Genomic DNA, 20,233 nt, shown 5'->3' on the forward strand with positions numbered 1-20,233 from the left:
CAGCTCCTACAGGTGAACGCTGCAGGAGCTGCCGCAGGCTGCGATCTTTCGCTGTTACCGCCGATAGTAGCCCTAAATCACTTAAGCCTTAAGGCCAAACACCTCGGTCAGATGCTGCTCGTAACGCGCCACATCCCCTTCGATGTTTGGGCGTTTCATCACGTCTACACACAAAAAGGTCGGCAACCCGGTCATGCCCAAAAATTCATTGGCCTTGTGGAACGGGAAGTACACCGCGTCCACACCTTTGGCTTCGAAGAAATCGGTCGGGTCATCGAACGCTTGTTGCGGTGCGTTCCAGGTCAGCGACAGCATGTATTGCTTGCCCTGAATCAGACCGCCGCTGCCGTACTTCTGCGAGGCGTCGGAGCGGGTGCGGCCATCGCTGGCGTAGAGGCTGCCGTGGCCTTCGGTGAAGACTTCGTCGAGGTACTTTTTCACCGTCCACGGCGCGCCCATCCACCAGCCCGGCATCTGATAAATGATCACGTCGGCCCAGAGGAATTTGGCCACTTCTTCCGCGACGTCGTAACCCTCGTCGATGAAGGTGGTTTTGACGTCGAGCCCGCCCCGATCGAGCACGCTCAGCGCCGCTTCATGCAGCGTGGCGTTGTAGCGACCGTCGGAGTGAGCGAATTTTTTACCGCCATTGAGCAACAGCACTTTTTTCATGAGAAAGCCTCGGCGCAGCCATTGGGCTGGGTGGAGAAGGGAAACTGGAATGGCGGCAGATTAACGGTCCGCCTCGCGCGGAATAAGCCGTGATTGCGCAAAATACATTTGACTGAAAAGCACGAATCGAATGCCGATTATTGCCATAGCATGCGCGGCCATCTGCATTTGAGGAGTTGTTTTGATGAGTGAACGCTTGGGATTTATCCTGCACGCCAAGACCCGCCCGGAGAAAGCCGAGGCCTTTGAGGCACTGTTTCGCGCCTATGTTGAACCGAGCCGCGCCGAGCCCGGCTGCATCGAATACCACATGTTGCGCGACAAGGAAGATCCGTCGCTGTTTATCTTTTACGAGATCTGGGCGAGCCAGGCGCACCTGGATGTGCATTCGAATTTGCCGCACATGAAGGAATTTTTTGCCCAGCGCATGGAGTATCTGCAACAGGATTTCGATATCCGCCAGATCGAAATGCTCAGCGATTCATCGGCTATCCGCTGATCAGCAAATGGGCGCCGAGCGCGCCCAGACCGATGAAAAAGACCCGCTTGAACAGCGCCGCACTGATGCGCTGACGCAGCCACTGACCGAGCAACATGCCCAGCACCGCCGGAATCAGCGCCAGCAACGAGGCGCTCAATTCGCCGCCGCCCAACGCGCCGCGCCAGAGCAGACCGCCGGCCAGCGCCAGGGTCGAGACGGTGAATGACAGGCCGAGCGCCTGCACCAGTTCATCACGGCTCAAACCCAGCGCCTGCATGTAAGGCACGGCAGGAATCACGAACACACCCGTGGCGGAAGTGATGACGCCGGTGATCAAACCGCAGACCGGGCCGAGCCAGCCTTCATGGCGCGGTTTGACCCTGAGTGTCGGCAGACACAACCCGCTGAGCGCATACAGCAACAGCGCCGCGCCGAGTCCGCGCACCACCCAATGCCCGCCGGCCATACCGATCCACAACGTGCCGATGCCGGTACCGAGGAAGATCATCAGCAGCATCGGCCAGAGGCGTTTGACCAGCCCTTGCAGATGCCCGCCGAATGCCAGTTGCCAGAGATTGGTCAGCGTCGCCGGAATGATCAACAGCGCGGCTGCCTGCGAGGGTGCCATAGCCAGACCGAGCAGGCCCATGGCGACAGTGGGCAGGCCGAGGCCGATGATGCCTTTGATCAGACCGGCCAGCATGAAGGTCATGATGACCAGCAGGGACAGCGCCAGGCCGAGGTGTTGGTAGAAGTCTGCGAGTGTGTTCATGGCGTTACTGTGCGCCAGTCGGGGCGGGGTGAAAATCTGCCATATACTGAGGCTGCCTCTCTATTTGCAAGAGGCTGTAATTTTTATTGCGGCTTCTGGCTTCATCGCGAGCAGGCTCACTCCTACATCAGATCTGTGGCGAACACAAAATCTGTAGGAGTGAGCCTGCTCGCGATGGGGCCGGCATAATTACCACAAGAACGGCTGCCGACATGCACTTCGATCTCACCGACCTGCGCCTCTACCTGCACATCCTCGACACCGGCAACATCACCGCAGGCGCTGCTCGCGCCCATTTATCGCTCGCTGCCGCCAGCGCGAGAATCCGTGCGATGGAAGCCTCGCTGGGCATTGATTTTCTTCAGCGTGGCCGTCGCGGTGTCACTCCGACACCCGCCGGCACAGCGCTGGCGCAACATGCCCGCGTGCTGTTGCAACAGGCCGAGCGCATGCAGCAGGATCTGGCGGATTACGCGCAAGGCGTCAAAGGTCAGATACGTTTGCTGTGCAACACCACGGCAATCACCGAATACCTGCCGGAAGTGCTCGCCGAATTCCTGCAACGCCATCGCAATCTCGACATCGATTTGCAGGAATTGCCCAGCGCACGCATCACTCATGCGTTGCGCCAGGGTGCCGCCGACATCGGCATCGTCTCCGACGCGGTCGACACCCGCGATCTGCAAACCCGAGCGTTTCGCGACGATCCACTGGTGTTGATCGTGCCTCTCGACCACCCCTTGGCCGGCTCGAACGAGGTCAGTTTCAGCGACACCTTGCAGCATGATTTTGTCGGACTGCGCGCTGACAGCGCACTGGCGGTGTACCTCGAAGAACAGGCACTGCACACCGGCGCACGGATGCAGATGCGGATTCGCGCTGACGGTTTCGATGGGGTGATGCGCATGGTCGCGTCGGGCGCGGGCATTGCCATCGTGCCCTTGGCGGCCATCGAGCGCGCGCCATCGCCAGCCTGCAAAAGCCTGGCGCTGAACGAGCCTTGGGCGCAGCGCAAATTGCTCTTGTGCGCGCGCGAATTCAGCGCGCTGCCGAGTTATGCCAAAGCGCTGCTGGAGACCTTGTCTGCTGCTTGAAAGGGGTGCATTGCCGGTTGATCACGCGGGCGAATATTTCTGCAAAATAAGCACAAGGAATAGCTTGCAAGGTACGTATACATACGTACTATATCGCCAGAGCGAACGTGTTGCCCGATACCGTTTTCGCACAACGACAACGGACAAGGAAGAACGGATCGGCTCCCAATGACCTACATGGAATGAGGTGACGCTGTGGTTGATTCAACGGAGTTTCGTAATGCAATGGCGATGCTGGGGAGTGCTGTCACCATCGTCACAACCGATGGCCCCGCCGGGCGTTTCGGGTTTACCGCTTCGGCGGTGTGCAGCGTGACGGATTCGCCGCCAACGCTGCTGGTGTGTGTCAATCGCTCGTCATCCAATCACGAGCATTTCAAAACCAACGGCGTGCTGTGCGTGAACGTGCTGACCGGTGGCCATCAATCGACTTCCGGGGCATTTGCCAACCGGCAGTTGACCATGCAGGAGCGCTTTTCCAGCGTCAACTGCCAGACTCTGGTGACCGGTTCGCCAGTGATTGCCGAGGCGTTGGTCAGCCTCGATTGTCGTGTCGCCAAGATCGACGAGGTCGGCACTCACAGCATCTTTTACTGTGAAATCCTCGAATTGCAGCACAGCGAAGCCACGGAAGGCCTCGTCTACTTCAATCGCAATTACTACCGTCTGAACGACGAGTTGCGCCTGGCCCCGGATCAGTGATTGTGCCTGCGGGTTGACGTGTGGCAGCGCTGCACGTCGGCCCGCCGGTCAAAACAGGGAAGTGCCCATGCTATTCAATGAAGACAACTTCGCGGATATCGACCTGAACCTGATCATCATCTTTCTGGTGTTGTTTCGTGAGCGCAGCGTATCCCGCACTGCCGAGCGCCTGAACGTCAAACAACCGGCCATCAGTGGATCGCTTGCGCGGCTGCGCAAGCGCTTCGATGATCCGTTGTTTCTGCGCTCCTCGCGCAGCATGCACCCGACTTTCAAAGCGCAACAACTGGCGCAGGCGTTGACCCCGGCGATCAGTCAGATTGAAGCGGTGATTCGGCTGTGATCTTGCGGGAGCGTGCTCCCGCAAGGCTTCAACTCATGAGGCGGATTTCAGACCCGAGGTGTACTCGATGCGGGCCCAGAATGCGGGCAAAAAGCACTCGCTGACCAGCAGCGGCGAACCATTGCGGGTGAAACGCGAACGCCGCGCCAACAGGCGTTTGGCCTGTGGCGCGAAGCGATGGGACAGTGCCGCCAACGGCGCACCGGGGGATAACAAAGCACACTGAAATGGCTCGCGCAGGGTCTGCTCCGAAGCGTAGAGAATCTCCGCCAGTGGGCGTCCGCCGTAGTTATTCAACTCTGCCCAGTCGCTGTTCAGCGCAGGCATGCTGGTCAGGCTGCGCGCCGTGACGCACGCCTCGCCATCCAGCTTCATCACCACTTCACGCACCCAGCCCGTGCTCTGCGCGGGCACGTCCAAGGCCTGCGCCTCGTCCGGGTTGAGCGCGCCCTGGAACTGCTCGACGACTTCGATGGAATAGGCGCCCATGGCCTTCAAGCGCGGTGTCAGTGCGCCAGGCAGAAACAGCCAGTGCTGTTCCGCGCCGGTCAATTGCGCCAGTGGTCGCGACGACCAGTAATGACTCGTATCCATAACTGCACTCAACCTCCCTGTTGATCGTCAATCCATTGCTGGCGCTGAAGAACGAATCCTTCAGCGCCGCGTTGTCGTTGTCACGCGGTAGTGCTGTCTTCGGTTACCTGATGCTTGCTGATCACATCGACGGTCTGTTCATCGAACTTGACTGCCGTGAGCAGCGAGTCGAGCAGGCCGGGAAAACGCACGTCCATGTCTTCGCGACGTAGCGACAGCAGGTTTTCCCGACCGTAAGGCCGTTGCCAAATCAGACCGCTGTCCCGCAGGACTCGCCAGTGGTGAGTCATGGTCGACTTCGATGCGCCCCGGAGAATCCGGCCGCATGGATGTTCCTGGCCATCGGCCAACACTTTCAACACGGTCAGACGCAACGGGCTGCCCAATGCGGACAGAACATTCTCCAAAAGGATCTGGTCCTGATTGGGGTGATTCGGGACGTTCATAGGTAGGTACCTTTGATGATATAGGCGGGAGAAAACTTGCTTGAATTCGTCTATACGAGAACAGTAAGACTATACACAACAAGCCCCTCCCGGCGACAGCCGTCCCGCTGGCTACGCCACGTCTGTCACTACAGCCCGGCGCTCTGCGCCGCCTGCAACGGTTGTTCCTGGAACCCGCCGCCCAGCGCAGCCATCAACGAAATCGAGCTGTCGATGTGCTTGCTGTTGAGGAACGCCAGACGCATTTCGTCCTGAATCAATTGTTGCTCGATGTTTAGCGCATCGAGGAACGTGTCCTCCCCGGCCTTGTAGCGTGACTGCGACAGATCGTAAGACGACTGGGCAATCGTGCAGGCATCACGCTGCACGACAATCTGCTGTTCGAATGAGCGCAATTGCGTCACCGAAATTGCCACCTCGTGCAGGGCCGAACTGAGCACGCGGTTGTACTGCGCGATCGAGCCGTCCAGCTGCGCATTGCCAGCCTTGAGGTCGGAGCGCAGGCGCCCGGCATCGAAGATCGGCAGCGTCACCGTTGGCGCAACGTTCCAGAACTTGCTGACGCCGGCGAACAGCGCATCCCCGGTCAGCGCGTGCGAGCCTGCGGCGGCGACCAGATTGATGTTGGGATAGAACGTGGTCTTCACCGCGTCGATGTTTTTGTTTTCGGCTTCGACGCGCCAGCGCGCCGCGACGATGTCCGGACGGCGTCCGAGCAGTTGCGCCGGCAATTGCGCCGGCAACGCCACGACGCTGGCTTGCAGACTCGCCGGACGTTCGATGGTCTGCGCGCGATCGACGCCTTTGCCGATCAGCGCCGACAATTGCAGACGAGCGATTTCGATGTCCTCGTTGGCGCCAATCAGTGTCGACTCCGAACGCGCCTTGAGGCTCTGCACCTGTTTGAGTTGCGACAGGTTATCGAGCCCCGAGCCGTAGCGTGAATCGGTCAGCTCGACCAGTTTGCTCAGACGCTCCAGATCGCGGCGATTGAGCTCCGACACCTGCCAGGCATAGGCCAGCTGGTTGTAGGCCTTGACCACGTTGACGGTCAGAATCAGGCGCGACGATTGCAGATCGACTTGCGCAGCCATCGCACTGTTCAGCGCCGACTCCCAGGCGGCACGCTGGCCGCCCCAGAGGTCGAAGGTGTAATTGAAATTGACCGCCAGATTGCGTGCGGTGAAGTACTTGTGCCCCTCGCCGCTGTAATCCTCGAACTTCGACAGTCGACCGCGAGTGACGCCGGCCTCGGCGTCCATTTGCGGATAGCGTTCGGCGTCGCGCAAGTCGAGAAACGCATTGGCCTTGGCCACCCGCGCCGTGACTTCCTGCAAATCCGGGTTGCTCGCATAAGCCTCCTCGATCAGCGCGCCGAGGCGTGGATCACCCAACGATGTCCACCAGTCGCTGCTCGGCCATGCGGCCGCCGGCAGTTTGTCTTTGAGGCTGTCGGAAGGCGCCTCGCCAAGCGATAACAATTTGCCTTGGTGATTGATCCCGGCGTAGTTCACACAACCCGCCGACAACAGGATCGATACCGCCAGAGGCGCCAGCATGAAGCGTGTAATCCGATACATGAAAACGTCCTCAGAAGGTGGTTTGCGGCGCACTGGCCAAAGCGGTTTCAGGGACGCTGGCCGACTGCTTGATCGAACTCAGCAGGGTGTAGACCGACGGCAGAATGAACAGGGTGAACAACGTACCGATGAGCATCCCCACCACAATCACCAGGCCCAGGCCAAAACGGCTGTTGGCGCCGGCACCACTGGCGAACAGCAACGGCGCCAGACCGACCACCATCGCCGCAGTGGTCATCAGGATCGGCCGCAGGCGGACTTGCGCGGCGTGCTGAATGGCTTGCACACGATCCATGCCTTGCTTGCGCTGCAGTTCGTTGGCAAACGCGACCATCAGAATCCCGTGCTTGCTGATCAGCCCGATCAGGGTGATCAAACCGATCTGCGTGTAGATGTTCATCGAAGTCATGCCCAGCGCCAGCGGCACCAGTGCGCCACAGATCGACAGCGGCACGCTGATCAGGATGATGAACGGATCGCGGAAGCTCTCGTACTGCACGCTCAGCACCAGGTAGATGATCACCAGGGCCAGACCGAAGGTGAACGCCAGGCTGTTGCCTTCCTGTACGTATTGGCGCGCGTCGGACTGCCAGTCGAAACTGAAGCCGGCGGGGAAACTTTCCGATTGTTTTTGCAGGAACTCCACCGCAGCCCCCAGCGTCACGCCCGGTGCCGGAATGGCCTGGAACGTCGCGGAGTTCTGTTGGTTGAACTGGGTCAGGCGATTCGGCTCGACCTTGACGCTGAGGGTTGCCAGCGTCGACAACGGCACCGGATTGCCCTTCTGGTCTTTGACGTAATAGAGCTTGAGTGTTTCCGGGGTCAGGCGGTCCGAAGAGATCGACTGTGGAATCACATCGTACGAGCGACCGTGGAACGAGAACCGGTTGACGTACTTCTCACCGATCAGACTGTTCAGCGTCTCGCCGATGTCCTGCATGCGAATGCCCAGGGCGTTCGCCTTGGCGCGATCGACCTGAATCTCCACCACTGGATTGTTGAAGTCCAGATCGCTGTCGACCACCGCGAACAGACCGCTGGCCTGCGCCGATTTCTTGAGCTGATCCATCACGTTGAACAGCGCCAGGTAATCCTGATCGCTGCGGATCACCATCTGCACCGGCAAGCCACCGGTGGAACCCGGCAGAGGTGGCATCTGGAACACGAAAATGCTCGTGCCTTCGATCTGGTTCACCTTGGCCTGCAAATCCGGCTGAATGGTATTGGCATCGCGGCCGCGTTTTTCCCAGTCCACGAGGTTGATCCCGCCGACGCTGTTGGACAGGCCGTCAGTACCGTTGGCCACCCAGTTGCTATAGCCCTCGGGAATTTCGTTGAAGGTCTCGTAGAGCTTGTGTGCGTAGGCCTCGAGGTAATTCAGGTTGGCGTGCTGCGGTGCCTTGATCGCGGTCAGCAGAATGTTCTGGTCTTCCAGCGGCGCCAGTTCGGTCTGCGCCGAGCGATAGAGAAACGGCAGGCTGAAGAAGATCACCAGGGCCACGGTCAGGCTGATCCAGCGCCGCGCCAGCGAACCGCCGAGCAACACGCCGTAACGACGCGACAGGTTCTGGAAGAAGCGATCAGCCTTGACCGCCATGAAACCTTCGCTGGTTTTCGCATCCAGCAAACGCGTACTCATGATCGGCGACAAGGTCAACGCGACGATGCCGGAAATCACCACGGCGCCGGCCAGGGTCAACGCGAATTCTTTGAACAGCGTACCGGTGAGGCCGCCCATCAAGCCGATCGGGGCATACACCGCCGCCAGCGTGAAGGTCATCGCCACCACCGGCCCGGCCACTTCCCGCGCGCCGATCAGCGCCGCATCGAACGGAGTCTTGCCCTCCTCGATATGCCGGTGGACGTTCTCCACCACGACGATGGCGTCGTCCACCACCAGTCCGATGGCCAGAACCATGGCGAGCAATGTCAGCAAATTGAGACTGAAGCCGAACATCTGCATGAGCATCGCCGCGCCGAGCATCGACAACGGAATCGTCACCAGCGGAATCAGTACCGTGCGAAACGTGCCCAGGCAGAGGTAGATCACCAGCACCACGATCACCAGCGCTTCGAGCAGGGTGTAAGACACCTCATCGATCGACGACTGAATGAAGTGCGCGACTTCGAAAGGAATCTGCACGGTCACGCCCGGTGGCAGGGTTTCCTGGATCTGTGGCAGCAACTCACGCACGCGCTTGACGATCACCAGCGGGTTGCCGGTAGGTGCCGCATCGAGACCGAGGAACAGCGCCGGCACATCGCTCATTGCACCGCTGGTATCGGTGGACGCCGCATTCAGCTCGACCGTGCCGACATCGCGCACTCGGATGATGTTGCCGTTATCGTTGCGCAGCACCATGTCGCGAAAGTCTTCGACGCTGTTCAGGTCAGTGTTGACCCGCAGGTTGCTGACCACATACAAGCCTTTGACCTGGCCGGGTGCGGCCTGGAAGTTGTTGCCTTCGATGGCGGTCGAAACGTCCTGTCCGGTCATGCCGTAGCCGGCCAGACGTTGCGGGTCGAGCCACAGGCGCATGGAGAGTTTCTGCTCGCCCATGATGTTGATCTTGGCCACGCCTTCGATGCCGGCGAACATCGGTTCAACGACGCGGGAAATGTAGTCCGACATTTCCGGAATGGTCAGGTTGGAACTGGCAAACGCCACGTAAGCCACGCTGGTGAAACCACCCGAGGTGCGCTCCACCACCGGGTCGTAGGCATCCTTGGGCAAGCGATATTTGATCTGGTTGACCTTGGCCATGACCTCGGTCAGCGCCGCGATGGAATCACTGTTGAGCGCCATGCGGATCGTCACCTGGCTGCGACCCTGGGTCGACGCCGAAGACAGATAATCGATGCCCTCGACCGAGGCCACCGCCTGGCTGATCGGCTGCGTGACGAAGCCTTGCATCAGCTCCGAAGAGGCACCCGGATATTGGGTCGTGACCGTGATGGTCGACGTTTCCAGCATCGGATACTGGCGGATCGGCAGGTTCATCAGCGCACGGACGCCGAACAACAGGATCAGCGTGCTGACCACCACGGCCAGCACCGGCCGGCGAAGAAAGAGGTCGGTGAAATTCATTTTTCCAGCCCGCTGAGTTTGAGAGCGATCGTGTCCGGGATACCTTCCACGGCGACGCCGTCATGCAGTTTCAATTGCCCTGATGTGACCACCTGCGCACCGTCGTTCAAGCCCTTGTCGACTACGGCCCAGCCATCGCGACGCTCGCCGACCTTGATGCTTTCACGCTTGACCTTCTGCACACCGGCTTCGTCGGTGTAGACCGAGAACACACTCTCGCCATAGGCGTTGTAGGTGATGGCGGTTTCCGGGATGAGCAATTCGGCGGTTTGCGGCAACGTCACCGAAACCCGTGCATACATGCCCGGACGCAGAAGCTTTTTGGTATCGGTGATGACCGCTTGCACGTTGATGGTGTGGGACTGGTTGATCTGCGGATCGACCGCGACGATCTTCCCGGTAAACGTCTGGTCTGCCCAGGCATCGACCTTGGCCTGCACCGTCTGGCCCAGTTGCACCCGCGAGCCATCGCGTTCGGCGAGGGTGAAGTTGACCCGCAGCACGCCGGGATCCGTCAGGGTCGCTACGGCGCTGCCAGCCTGCAGATATTGGCCGAGGTGTGCCTGGCGGATACCGAGGGTGCCGGCAAATGGTGCACGGATATGCCGCTGGGCAATCTGCGCCTGCATCCGTTCCATGTCACCTTTGGCCGCGTCGTATTGCGCACGGGCACTGTCGAAGGCACGACGGCTTTCTGCACCCGTTTTGGCCAATTCCTGGACGCGGGTGAACTGCGCCTTGGCCGATTCGAACTCGCCCTTGAGGCGTACCAGTTCGCCCTGTTCCGGCGCGTCATTGAGTTTGAGCAGGACCTGCCCCGCCGCCACTTGATCGCCGGACTCGAAATCGATGTCCACCACTTTGCCGCTGACTTCGGCCGAAACCAGCACCTGACGCTGCGCTTCCAGTTTGCCGATCGCTTCAAGGTAGTAGGTGTACGGTTGTTTTGTGGCCACGGCCAGACCGACCCGAGTACTCGGGATGCGCTGGTCGGCAGCCGCTTGCGGTGGCGCCCAGAAGCGCCAGCCAAGCACCGCGGAAAAGATCAGCACAAGAAGAAGAAATACAATCGATTTAATGATATTTCGGGCAAGCATATGGCACTCCCTTGACTCTTTATTGCGAGCACAAAAGTTCAGTTATTAAGAAAATAAAGGCTGTTGCACAAAACAGGCGCGTTATATATCCCTGTGGCAATTCACGTTTAACGCGCCTGTCTTGTTAGTTATCTGTCAAGCCGCTGCCAGCGCATTGGTTTTATCCAGATAATATTTACCGATACCGTGCAAGTTCAAAGGCGACAAGGTGAAGTGCTTCGAACCGGTATGGATATCGCGGAAGCAACGCTCGAGGAAATGCGACTTGTAAACCGCCTTCGAACCCGCCATCGAAAAGATCTGATTGACCGCGTTCACCGAGTTTTCGGTGAGTACCGATGCCGCCAGACCGACCCGTGCACTGACCGGTTCACCGAAGGTTTCACCGCGATTGATCACTTGGTGAATCGCGTCTTCGAGCAGCAACTGGGCGGTGTGCACCGACGAGATCGCGCGACCGGTTTTCTCGAAAATCACCCCTTCAAGGCCTGGATCGGCATTCACGGCGCGGTCATTGCGGAAGTGATCGACTGCGGCCCGGGCCACGCCCAGTACGGTGGACATCGCCGCCAGTGTGCCGAACTCGTAGTAACCGGTGGCGTAGGCACGCGAGCTGCGCGCCTCGGGCGATTGCTTGAGGCTTTCGGTGTCGAGGGAGAAGGCTTTGTTGACCAGCACCTGCGAGCATTCGAAGTGATGGCTGCCGGTGCCGCGCATGCCAAGGGTGTCCCAGGTCGGGAGGATTTTGCATTGGCTGGCCGGCACGAAGAACATCCGCACTTCTGGCGTAGTGTTGTTTTCGGTGCCTTTGACGGTGGCGGTGCAGACCAGCCAGTCGGCGTGCGCCGAACCGCTGGCGAATGCCCAACGGCCGCTGAGCAGATAATCGTCACCCATCGGCAACGCTTCGCCACCGGAGTGGATGGCGCCGATCACAAAGCCGTCGCAGTGGCTGTAGATCGCTTCAGAAGTACTTTCCGGCAAGTAGTCGGAGAGTCGGCCCATGGCCACCTGCACCGCCAGCTGCCAGGACAGCGACGCGTCGTGACGGGCAAATTCGAGCAACAGGGCGGAGGTGGTCTGGATATCGACCTGGGATCCGCCGAACGCTTTGGACACCGAAGTGCGGCCAAAACCATCCTTGAAAAATTGAGACATCACATCCTTGTGCGTCGCGTTCGTCTGCTCGCTGTAATCCCGGTGTTGAACGATCAGCGGGTTCAGTGCACGTACCTTCTCAAGCCATTCACTGGATTCGGAGGGAAGGCTGTTCCATTGCATTAGATTCTTCATAACGGCTCCTAGCTATTATTTATTAAGGGTCAGCAGATGAAAAAACAGACAGAATTTTATTGTTGTTAAACCCCGATAAAAATGTACGTCTACAGTCGTACATTGACAAGCGTTATTATCAGACTTCTTGCATATTTCAGTAAAAGACCCATAACTGTCCGACAAAAACTCCAGGCGTAAAGTGTCAGCCGAACTTGCACGCAAGTTACGGTCTGTACAGTTAATTTATTACCGGGAGCCGGCGCGTCGGTCACTGACCTCCGAGAGTGATGCCCAGTCCTGATCGGCCTGACCATGGGCCATGCCATCGAGCAGGTTGTCCTTCAACACACTGGCAAACGGCAGCGGCACCTGCGCAGCTTCGCCGGCTTCCAGCGCCAGGCGCACATCCTTGAGCCCCAGCGACAGTTTGAATCCGGCAGGCTCGAATTGTTTGTCGACCATCAGTTTGCCGTAGCCCTGATAGACCGGAACCGCGAACAGCGTCGAGGTGATCATCTCGATGAAATCCGCGCGGCTGATGCCGTAACCAGTAGCCAGGGTCGAGGCCTCGGCGGTCGCTTCGATCGCGGCGGCAATCATCAGGTTGGCCGAGAGTTTGGCAACGCAAGCGCTTTCAGCGTCCGCGCCGAACGGCCAGGTCTTGCGCCCCAGCACGTCGAACAATGGCTGCACCCGCGCCAGTGCCTCAGCGGCCCCGGAAGCGAGGATATTCAGGTTGCCAGCCGCCGCGACGTCCACCCGGCCCAACACCGGCGCCGAGACATAACCAACACCGCGCGCCTGGTGCAGGGCGGCCATTTCCCGGGCCAGGGCGACAGACACCGTGGACATGTTGACGTGAATGCTGCCGGGCGCCAGACCGTCGATGGCAGCGGCATCGAGAAACACCGCACGAATCGCGGTGTCGTCGCCGAGCATCGAAATCAGCACCTCGGCGCGAGCGGCAAGCGCCGGGCTGTCGACGGCTTCAGCGCCAGCAGCGACCAATGCTTGTAGCGGCGCTGCCGAGCGGTTCCACACACGCACTCGATGCCCGGCCTTCAGCAGGTTCAGCACCATCGGTGCGCCCATCGTGCCCAACCCGATAAATCCCAGTTCCATGTCGCGCTCCCGTCTAGATGAGGTCTTCGAAATCCGTTCGAACGATGATCCACGATTGCGATTGTACGTGTACAGGCGTACATTTCAAGTGCCGCGAAGATTTAACCTTCGCGGCAGGGTTTCAAACGAACCTTTACCCAAGGCAAGGAGGCTTTATGCAATTCGGGATCTACACCGTTGGCGACGTCACGCAAGACCCTACCAACGCCCGTACCCCCAGCGAATCGGAACGCATCCAGGCGACCCTGCAAATTGCGCAGAAAGCCGAAGACATCGGTCTGGATGTTTTCGCCACCGGCGAGCATCACAACCCACCGTTCATCACCTCCTCCCCCACCACGCTGCTGGCGTACATCGCCGCAAAAACCCAGCGCATCATTTTATCGACGTCCACCACGCTCATCAGCACCAACGACCCGGTGCGCCTGGCCGAAGAATATTCGCTGCTGCAAAACCTCTGCAGCGGGCGCATGGACTTGATGCTCGGGCGCGGCAACACCGCACCGGTCTATCCATGGTTCGGCAAAAGCATCACCGACGGCCTGCCGCTGGCGATGGAAAACTATCGCCTGCTGCATCGGCTCTGGCGCGAAGAAGACATCAACTGGAGCGGTCGCTTTCGCACCCCGTTGAACAACTTCACGTCCATTCCGCGCCCGCTGGACGACCTGCCGCCCTTCGTCTGGCATGGCTCGATCCGCACCCCGGAAATCGCCGAACAAGCGGCGTATTACGGCGACGGTTTTTTCGCCAGCCACATCCTCTGGCCGCGCGAGCATTTCATGGCTCTGGTCGAGTTCTATCGGGCGCGTTTCGCCCACTACGGCCATGGCACGCCGGAGCAAGCCATTGTCGGTCTCGGCGGGCACATTTTCATGCGCCGCAACTCTCAGGATGCCCGCCGCGAATTCCGTCCCTACTTCGACAACGCGCCGGTGTATGGCCACGGTCCATCCCTGGAAGAGTTCATGGAGATGACCCCACTGGCCGTCGGCAGCCCGCAGGAAATCATCGACAAGACACTGACCTTCCGCGAGTACTTCGGCGACTATCAGCGCCAGCTCTTCCTGTTCGACCATGGCGGCATTCCGTTGAAAACCGTGCTGGAACAACTCGACATGTTCGGCAAGGAAGTGCTGCCGGTGCTGCGTGAAGAAACCCGCAAACGCCGCTCGCCGCTGGCCGCCGAAGCACCGACCCACGCCAATCGCCTGGCACATCTGCAATCGCTGCAGATGCCGCCTGCCGACCAACGCCCGAACGCTAAAACCGCCCAGGCGGACAGCGTCACCGGCCACTAAAACCGCAGAAAGCGAGCGTGCTCGCAAAGGCGCTCGTGCGGGGTGTTGACCCCGCCGAGCGCTTCGCCGGCAAACTCGCTCCACCTGACGCTTTGAACAATCAGGCCGCGCCCTTCAGCGAGCGCTGGGCATCCAGCACTGTCAGCACATCATCGTTGATCAACCGCGCCAGATACTGACCGTAACCGGTCTTGCTCATGCTGCCCGCCAGCACCAGCAACTGCGCGTCATCGATCCAGCCCTTGTTGTAGGCAATCTCTTCGAGGCAGGCGATTTTCAGGCCCTGACGTTTCTCGATGGCCTGGACAAAATTGCCCGCTTCCATCAACGCGTCGTGAGTCCCGGTATCCAGCCAGGCCATGCCACGGCCCATCACCGAAACGTTCAATTGGCCACGTTGCAGGTAGACATTGTTGACGTCGGTAATTTCCAGTTCGCCGCGTGGCGACGGCTGGATCTCGGCGGCAATGCGCAGCACTTCGTTGTCGTAGAAATACAGGCCGGTGACGGCGAAGTTGGACTTCGGCTCGCTCGGTTTTTCGCAAATGCTCAGGGCCTTGCCGTTGGCATCGAATTCCACTACGCCGAAGCGTTCAGGGTCCGCCACGTAGTAGCCGAACACGGTCGCGCCCTCTTCGCGGGTCGCGGCCTGCAACAGCGTTTCGCCGAAACCGGCGCCGTAGAAAATATTGTCGCCGAGCACCAGGCAGACGTTATCGTCGCCGACGAATTCGCGACCGATGATGAACGCCTGGGCCAGGCCGTCCGGGCTCGGTTGCACGGCATAACTCAGGCTCAGGCCCAATTGGCTGCCGTCACCGAGCATGCGCTGGAAACCCGGCAGATCTTCGGGGGTGGAGATGATCAGGATCTCGCGAATTTCCGCCAGCATCAGCACCGACAGCGGGTAGTAGATCATCGGTTTGTCATACACCGGCAGCGACTGTTTGGAGACGCCCAGAGTGATTGGATGCAACCGCGAGCCAGCGCCGCCCGCCAGCAGAATTCCCTTGTACTTGGCCATGCCTGTTTCCTTTTCAGCAATAGATGACTGACGCCAGCCGGCGTCATTGAACGGGAGTTGATTTCAAGCCACGCGGGCTTCTTGCAGATGATCGCCGAGGCGTTCCAGGGCATAGGCGCCGGAGATCACACGAATCCACCAGGCGCGATTGTCGAGGTACCAGTCGACGGTTTTTTTCATGCCGCTTTCGAAGGTTTCCTGCGGCGTCCAGCCCAACTGCGCCTGAATCTTGCCGGCATCGACGGCATAGCGTTTGTCGTGGCCCGGACGATCCTTGACGAAGGTGATCAGGTCGCGGAAATGCGCGACCCCGGCCGGCTTCTGCGCACCACGTGCTTCAAGCAGATCGCACAAGGTGTGCACCACTTCAAGATTGGTTTTTTCGTTGTGGCCACCGATGTTGTAGGTCTGCCCCACTTCACCGTTGCTGACCACCGCATACAGCGCCCGGGCGTGATCTTCGACAAACAGCCAGTCGCGGATCTGCGCACCGTCGCCATACACCGGCAGCGGCTTGCCTTGCAGTGCATTGAGAATCACGTGCGGAATGAGTTTTTCCGGAAAGTGATAAGGCCCGTAATTGTTCGAGCAATTGCTCATCACCACCGGCAAACCAAACGTGCGATGCCAGGCGCGTACCAGATGATCCGAACCGGCCTTGGTCGCCGAATAGGGCGAACTCGGCGCATAGGCGGTCGTCTCGGTAAACGCCGGATCTTCAGGTTCCAGATCGCCGTAAACCTCGTCGGTGGAAATATGGTGGAAGCGGAACGCCTGCTGACGCTCAGCGTCCAGACGGTTCCAATAGCCGCGTGCGGCTTCGAGCATGGTGTAAGTGCCGACGATGTTGGTTTCGATGAAGGCCTGCGGGCCGTCGATCGAACGATCCACATGCGATTCAGCCGCCAGATGCATCACCGCGTCCGGTTGCAGGCGCGCGAAGATTTCGTCCAGCGCCGGCTTGTCGCAAATGTCCACCTGGCAGAAACGATAACGCGGCGAGTCCGCCACCTCGGCCAACGACTCGAGATTGCCGGCGTAGGTCAACTTGTCGACATTGATCACTTCGCAGTCGGTCTCATTGAGCAGAAACCGCACCACTGCCGAGCCGATAAAGCCCGCGCCCCCTGTCACTAAAATTTTCATCAGCGCCTCCCCTGGCAAAATGATGATTCACAGTCCTTCGATACTGCCCGCCTTCAGGGGCGGTTCAGTTCAGCAATGCCACCCAGTATTGCGACAGGCCTTGCTCAAGAATCAGCAGCGTCTGAATGCAGACGAAGCTTTCGTCGGTGGTGGCCGAGGTCGAGTTGAGCGGGCCGAAACCACCGTCCTGTTTCTGGTGAGAGGCGATCCAGTCCTTCGACGCCTGCAAATGAGTCGGCTGAGCGTCGAGCAGGTACATCGCCGCGATCGCCATGTAAGTACCCACCAGACTGACCGCTTTGCCCGGCCGATAGTGGAACGAGCCGTTTTCCAGTTGCAGGCTTTGCAGCCATGCCACGGTCTGCCGCGCGTCGACGATGCGCCGGTTGAGAATGAACAGCGTGGACACCACGCGGTACACCGAAAACGCGTCCGGTGGATAACCCGGCTTGTTGCCGAATCCGCCGCCAGCGGAGCGGCAGCGCAAGGCGAACGCCAGTACCGCTTGCTCATCCGCCGCCTTGGCGCTGAGCGCGTGCAACGACAGCACGGCAAGGTTGGTGTGCCAGATATCGGAACCGAAACCCGCCACGTCACCGAAGCCGCCATCGGCGTTCTGGCACGCTTGCAGATAGCCGACACAAGCCTCGGCATCGGCCGGCAACGCACCCAGCACGCGCAGCGACAACACCGCACAGTACGTGGCGAACACATCACTGAGGTGCCCGGGCTGTTCGGCAAAACCACCGTCGATATTTTGCGAGGCCTGGATGCAGTCGATCAGGCTCGCCTTGTTTTCGATTTGCAGACCCAGCGCATGCAGATCGGAGATCACATGCAGACCGGAAAACACCTGCCACGTCTTGTCGGCGCGAAAGCCCAGCGGCGTGGTCTCGGCGGTCAGCCCGTAAGGTGTCTGGTTGGACGCCCGAGCCTTGGCCAGCCACGCGAGATAGCGCTGCAGATCGACATTGATCGACGGTACGCCACGCGGATGAATGTCCTGCACATCACCGCCGCCATCGATCACCTCCAGCTCGCGGCTTACCAGCGCGGCATCGTCGTGCGCTTGCACAACGCTGGCCGGCGCAATGGCTTGCAAAGCATGGGCTGCGGCGAGCTGGGTTTTCAGGCTCTTCAAGTGCAGCGGCAAGTACGTCAGGTTGCCGATGCTGAAGATCCCCGGCTGACGCGGCGGCGCCCAGAACTGGCGAATGAACGGCACGGTCGGGTCATCGGGCGTCGACCAGAAATAGCCTTTACCCATGAACAGCCCACCGTTGCAGGTGTCGTGAAACTCCAGCAATGCGGCTGTCACCGAGGCCCGATCGCTGTCGCTCGCGCCGCCCGGCAAGGCCTGGATCACTTGCAACAGCAACGCCACGTCATACGCCGTCTTGATCGGAAATGGCGACTCATGATGCTTGTAGGAGGTGTGCCAGTCGCAGCGAACCTTACCGTTGATGCCGACCCGATCCCAATAGCCGCCGTAGGCCGGGTCGCGGAACAGCGCCAGGGTCTGCAACAGAAACGAGCGCGCCAGATTCGCCAGCGCGTTGTCGTCACGCACGCTGGCCAGACGCGCCAGCACCAGACTGACTTGCGCCCGCACCGCGCAACGGCTCAGTGCGACATCGACACAGGACTCGCTATCGCTGCCGGCCACGCGGGCAATCAGGTTCTCTGCGTGCACTTGCAAATGCCCGATCAGACCGAGGCCCACAGGCTCGTTGCCGATCCGCGCCAGCAGGGCCGTGGCGCTGATGTCGAGGTCGATCGACGTCGCCAGTTCCAGCGGCGTCGACCAGTCGCTGGTGTATAACCCGGCGACCGTAGACCTGGCGTAGAGCGCTTCGACCCGCTCCAGCATGGCGGCAATCACCGCGCGGTTGCTGGCGTCCTCGGGTACCCGACGCTGATAGGCAATCAATGCTGCCAGCGCATCCAGCTGCACCGCCAGTGTTCTGCAACGGCCCGAACCATGCGGCGTCCAGTAGCGATCGGCAAGTTCATGAAACCCTGCGTTCGCGACGTCGTGCAAACGCATGAGCCCTTCATGGGCAAAACGCAGCTGCGCAGCGTCGCCGTGTTCGGCCTGATAGAGCGTTGCGTCGATCTGATCCTGCAACTGCTTGTCGCTGGAAATCGCGACGTTCCCACTGGCATCGGTGACGGCAAAAAAACCGCCGAATTCGATGTCCTTGAGGCCTTGATCAAATTGAAACTGCGGATGCAGCGCCATGGTGAATCCCTCTTCCTTGAGGTTAAGCCGCTTTGCTTTCGGTCAGCGGCACAACCGTGTCGTTGCACAATTCGATGATACGGGTCGCTGCGCGTGCCGCGCCTTCGCCATCCGGGGCCGCTACTTGTCGATGCGGCGCGTAGTACGCCGGCGAGCGGGTGTCTTTCTCCAGTTCGGTTTGCACCAGCTCGACGAGACGGTCGCGGTCGTGCCCCAGGTGGGTCGGGAAACCGAGCAGTTCGAGGCGGCGCAACGCTTCAAGTTCGTGGTACTCCGACTTCGATGGCAGCACGAACAGGGTCGGAATCTGCAACGCGGCGATTTCCGTTACGGTGATCCAGCCCGGTGCCGAGATCAGCAGTTCGGCTTCGCGCAACAGGCCCATCCAGTCCGGGTAATACGGCACGCAAACCACACCGTCCTGCGCCTGAATATCCTGACGCCCCAGCAGCACCAACTTCAGCTGCGGATTGCGTTCACGCAGGATCCTGAAGCTGTCGAGGTAAGCGGCGAGCAGTGCATCCTTGTTCTGCGCAAACATCGTCGTGCCACTGATGGACGCGACAATGAACGGCGCATCGCCAAGGTTCAGTTGCTCACGCACGTTCAGGCCGCTCTGCACATTGATGTCGCGAATCATCGGCCCGACAAAGTGCGCCTTGCCGCTGACCAGCGCTTCGGCGACCGGTGTGCCCTGATCAAGAGCTGCCACATACGGCTTGTCGGTCAGCACCAGTTGGCTCTGATTGATCATCCAGCTGAACTGGCTGTGCAGTGCGGAACGCGCACGCGCCATCTCCAGAGCATTGACCTCGAAGCCACCGTCGGCCAGGTCATGGTCTTCCAGCTGGCAAAGGGTAAAGTCATAGCGCTCGGTGACGAACACCAGTGGCGTACCGCTGAAAATCGCTGCCAGGCAAGCGGCCATGTTGTAATCCGATACCAGCACGCTCGGTTTGTATTCGGCGATCAGCGCCAGATAAGACAGGATTCGCTCACCGGACAGAAAAGTATTGGCGATATAACCGCCGATATAATTGTTCCAGTCGAGTTCTTTCGACAAGTTGCTCTTTTTCGAGTAATCCACCAGACGGCCGGCAATATCTACCACTTCGATGCCGGACTGTTCGAACAGCGGCGTGAATGTCGGCTGCAAAGAAGCCAGCGCCACGGTCAGGGGCATAGTCGGGCTTTGCTTTTTTATCGCCTGAGCGATGGAAAGCGCACGCATGTTATGACCGGAACCTGTCGGAT

Annotated in this window: 18 protein-coding genes; 5 read left to right on the forward strand and 13 right to left on the reverse strand. The window is 59.8% G+C overall.

The annotated features are described in order from the left end of the window. Positions 1 to 81 precede the first annotated feature (81 nt). A complete protein-coding gene (gene mdaB / locus QOL84_RS15595) occupies positions 82 to 672 on the reverse strand; it encodes an NADPH:quinone oxidoreductase MdaB (RefSeq protein ID WP_105709250.1) in 591 nt (196 codons plus the stop codon). Between the two features lie 184 nt (positions 673 to 856). Between mdaB and QOL84_RS15600 the strand changes: the two genes are divergently transcribed. Beyond that, entirely contained in the window at positions 857 to 1,171 is a 315-nt protein-coding gene (locus tag QOL84_RS15600) for a putative quinol monooxygenase (protein WP_283437774.1), read from the forward strand. On the opposite strand, the gene QOL84_RS15605 is transcribed toward QOL84_RS15600, so the two are convergent. After that, complete coding sequence (locus QOL84_RS15605; RefSeq protein WP_283437775.1) at positions 1,161 to 1,925, reverse strand: sulfite exporter TauE/SafE family protein; 765 nt, start codon at positions 1,923 to 1,925, stop codon at positions 1,161 to 1,163. The two genes, QOL84_RS15600 and QOL84_RS15605, sit on opposite strands and share 11 nt — an antisense overlap. Positions 1,926 to 2,137: 212 nt before the next feature. On the opposite strand from QOL84_RS15605, the gene QOL84_RS15610 reads away from it, so the two are divergent. The 3 genes from QOL84_RS15610 (at position 2,138) to QOL84_RS15620 (ending at position 4,064) form a co-directional block, all read left to right on the forward strand. Further along, the gene (locus QOL84_RS15610) at positions 2,138 to 3,019 is read left to right on the forward strand and encodes a LysR substrate-binding domain-containing protein (protein ID WP_283437776.1); all 882 of its coding nucleotides are present in this window, start codon (positions 2,138 to 2,140) and stop codon (positions 3,017 to 3,019) included. A 195-nt stretch (positions 3,020 to 3,214) separates the two neighbouring features. Further along, on the forward strand, positions 3,215 to 3,721 hold the full coding sequence (locus QOL84_RS15615; protein ID WP_045123182.1) for a flavin reductase: 507 nt from the start codon (positions 3,215 to 3,217) through the stop codon (positions 3,719 to 3,721). 67 nt (positions 3,722 to 3,788) lie between these two features. Then, positions 3,789 to 4,064 (forward strand): LysR family transcriptional regulator, encoded by a 276-nt coding sequence (locus tag QOL84_RS15620; protein ID WP_283437777.1) that lies wholly within the window; start codon positions 3,789 to 3,791, stop codon positions 4,062 to 4,064. Positions 4,065 to 4,097: 33 nt separating this feature from the next. Here the strand turns inward: QOL84_RS15620 and QOL84_RS15625 are convergent, their stop codons facing one another. The 7 genes from QOL84_RS15625 to QOL84_RS15655 form a co-directional block, all read right to left on the reverse strand. Continuing rightward, the gene (locus tag QOL84_RS15625) at positions 4,098 to 4,658 is read right to left on the reverse strand and encodes a chorismate--pyruvate lyase family protein (RefSeq protein ID WP_283437778.1); all 561 of its coding nucleotides are present in this window, start codon (positions 4,656 to 4,658) and stop codon (positions 4,098 to 4,100) included. An 80-nt stretch (positions 4,659 to 4,738) separates the two neighbouring features. Further along, positions 4,739 to 5,104 carry an ArsR/SmtB family transcription factor gene (locus tag QOL84_RS15630; RefSeq protein ID WP_283437779.1) on the reverse strand — a complete coding sequence of 122 codons (366 nt, stop codon included), beginning with the start codon at positions 5,102 to 5,104 and terminating at the stop codon, positions 4,739 to 4,741. Between the two features lie 128 nt (positions 5,105 to 5,232). Next, positions 5,233 to 6,684, reverse strand: coding sequence for an efflux transporter outer membrane subunit (locus QOL84_RS15635; protein WP_283437780.1), 1,452 nt, complete (start codon positions 6,682 to 6,684; stop codon positions 5,233 to 5,235). Positions 6,685 to 6,694: 10 nt separating this feature from the next. After that, complete coding sequence (locus tag QOL84_RS15640; protein ID WP_129388765.1) at positions 6,695 to 9,772, reverse strand: MexW/MexI family multidrug efflux RND transporter permease subunit; 3,078 nt, start codon at positions 9,770 to 9,772, stop codon at positions 6,695 to 6,697. Next, positions 9,769 to 10,869 (reverse strand): efflux RND transporter periplasmic adaptor subunit, encoded by a 1,101-nt coding sequence (locus QOL84_RS15645; RefSeq protein ID WP_283437781.1) that lies wholly within the window; start codon positions 10,867 to 10,869, stop codon positions 9,769 to 9,771. Before QOL84_RS15645 ends, QOL84_RS15640 begins: the two co-directional genes overlap by 4 nt. A 135-nt stretch (positions 10,870 to 11,004) precedes the next feature. Further along, complete coding sequence (locus QOL84_RS15650; protein ID WP_129388759.1) at positions 11,005 to 12,162, reverse strand: acyl-CoA dehydrogenase family protein; 1,158 nt, start codon at positions 12,160 to 12,162, stop codon at positions 11,005 to 11,007. A gap of 228 nt (positions 12,163 to 12,390) precedes the next feature. Next, a complete protein-coding gene (locus QOL84_RS15655) occupies positions 12,391 to 13,299 on the reverse strand; it encodes an NAD(P)-dependent oxidoreductase (protein WP_346772244.1) in 909 nt (302 codons plus the stop codon). A 122-nt stretch (positions 13,300 to 13,421) separates the two neighbouring features. Here QOL84_RS15655 and QOL84_RS15660 point away from each other — a divergent pair, with 122 nt between their 5' ends. After that, positions 13,422 to 14,567, forward strand: coding sequence for an LLM class flavin-dependent oxidoreductase (locus tag QOL84_RS15660; RefSeq protein ID WP_283437782.1), 1,146 nt, complete (start codon positions 13,422 to 13,424; stop codon positions 14,565 to 14,567). Between the two features lie 100 nt (positions 14,568 to 14,667). On the opposite strand, the gene rfbA is transcribed toward QOL84_RS15660, so the two are convergent. From rfbA to QOL84_RS15680, 4 genes are all read right to left on the reverse strand, one after another. Then, entirely contained in the window at positions 14,668 to 15,591 is a 924-nt protein-coding gene (gene rfbA, locus QOL84_RS15665) for a glucose-1-phosphate thymidylyltransferase RfbA (RefSeq protein WP_129388750.1), read from the reverse strand. Between the two features lie 63 nt (positions 15,592 to 15,654). After that, positions 15,655 to 16,737, reverse strand: a complete 1,083-nt coding sequence (gene rfbB / locus QOL84_RS15670; protein WP_283437783.1) for a dTDP-glucose 4,6-dehydratase — start codon at positions 16,735 to 16,737, stop codon at positions 15,655 to 15,657. Between the two features lie 64 nt (positions 16,738 to 16,801). Next, complete coding sequence (locus QOL84_RS15675) at positions 16,802 to 18,979, reverse strand: prenyltransferase/squalene oxidase repeat-containing protein (RefSeq protein ID WP_283437784.1); 2,178 nt, start codon at positions 18,977 to 18,979, stop codon at positions 16,802 to 16,804. A gap of 22 nt (positions 18,980 to 19,001) precedes the next feature. Further along, complete coding sequence (locus tag QOL84_RS15680; RefSeq protein WP_283437785.1) at positions 19,002 to 20,210, reverse strand: glycosyltransferase family 28 protein; 1,209 nt, start codon at positions 20,208 to 20,210, stop codon at positions 19,002 to 19,004. Positions 20,211 to 20,233: the final 23 nt, after the last annotated feature.

Origin of the sequence: Pseudomonas helmanticensis, from assembly GCF_900182985.1 — a bacterium.
GTDB classification, from domain to species: domain Bacteria; phylum Pseudomonadota; class Gammaproteobacteria; order Pseudomonadales; family Pseudomonadaceae; genus Aquipseudomonas; species Aquipseudomonas helmanticensis.

Bases quoted from the DNA above. Each gene is read 5' to 3' on its own strand.
- mdaB (WP_105709250.1), bottom strand. From the start codon at position 672: ATGAAAAAAGTGCTGTTGCTCAATGGCGGTAAAAAATTCGCTCACTCC.
- QOL84_RS15600 (WP_283437774.1), top strand. From the start codon at position 857: ATGAGTGAACGCTTGGGATTTATCCTGCACGCCAAGACCCGCCCGGAG.
- QOL84_RS15605 (WP_283437775.1), bottom strand. From the start codon at position 1,925: ATGAACACACTCGCAGACTTCTACCAACACCTCGGCCTGGCGCTGTCC.
- QOL84_RS15610 (WP_283437776.1), top strand. From the start codon at position 2,138: ATGCACTTCGATCTCACCGACCTGCGCCTCTACCTGCACATCCTCGAC.
- QOL84_RS15620 (WP_283437777.1), top strand. From the start codon at position 3,789: ATGCTATTCAATGAAGACAACTTCGCGGATATCGACCTGAACCTGATC.
- QOL84_RS15625 (WP_283437778.1), bottom strand. From the start codon at position 4,658: ATGGATACGAGTCATTACTGGTCGTCGCGACCACTGGCGCAATTGACC.
- QOL84_RS15630 (WP_283437779.1), bottom strand. From the start codon at position 5,104: ATGAACGTCCCGAATCACCCCAATCAGGACCAGATCCTTTTGGAGAAT.
- QOL84_RS15635 (WP_283437780.1), bottom strand. From the start codon at position 6,684: ATGTATCGGATTACACGCTTCATGCTGGCGCCTCTGGCGGTATCGATC.
- QOL84_RS15640 (WP_129388765.1), bottom strand. From the start codon at position 9,772: ATGAATTTCACCGACCTCTTTCTTCGCCGGCCGGTGCTGGCCGTGGTG.
- QOL84_RS15645 (WP_283437781.1), bottom strand. From the start codon at position 10,869: ATGCTTGCCCGAAATATCATTAAATCGATTGTATTTCTTCTTCTTGTG.
- QOL84_RS15650 (WP_129388759.1), bottom strand. From the start codon at position 12,162: ATGAAGAATCTAATGCAATGGAACAGCCTTCCCTCCGAATCCAGTGAA.
- QOL84_RS15660 (WP_283437782.1), top strand. From the start codon at position 13,422: ATGCAATTCGGGATCTACACCGTTGGCGACGTCACGCAAGACCCTACC.
- rfbA (WP_129388750.1), bottom strand. From the start codon at position 15,591: ATGGCCAAGTACAAGGGAATTCTGCTGGCGGGCGGCGCTGGCTCGCGG.
- rfbB (WP_283437783.1), bottom strand. From the start codon at position 16,737: ATGAAAATTTTAGTGACAGGGGGCGCGGGCTTTATCGGCTCGGCAGTG.
- QOL84_RS15675 (WP_283437784.1), bottom strand. From the start codon at position 18,979: ATGGCGCTGCATCCGCAGTTTCAATTTGATCAAGGCCTCAAGGACATC.
- QOL84_RS15680 (WP_283437785.1), bottom strand. From the start codon at position 20,210: ATGCGTGCGCTTTCCATCGCTCAGGCGATAAAAAAGCAAAGCCCGACT.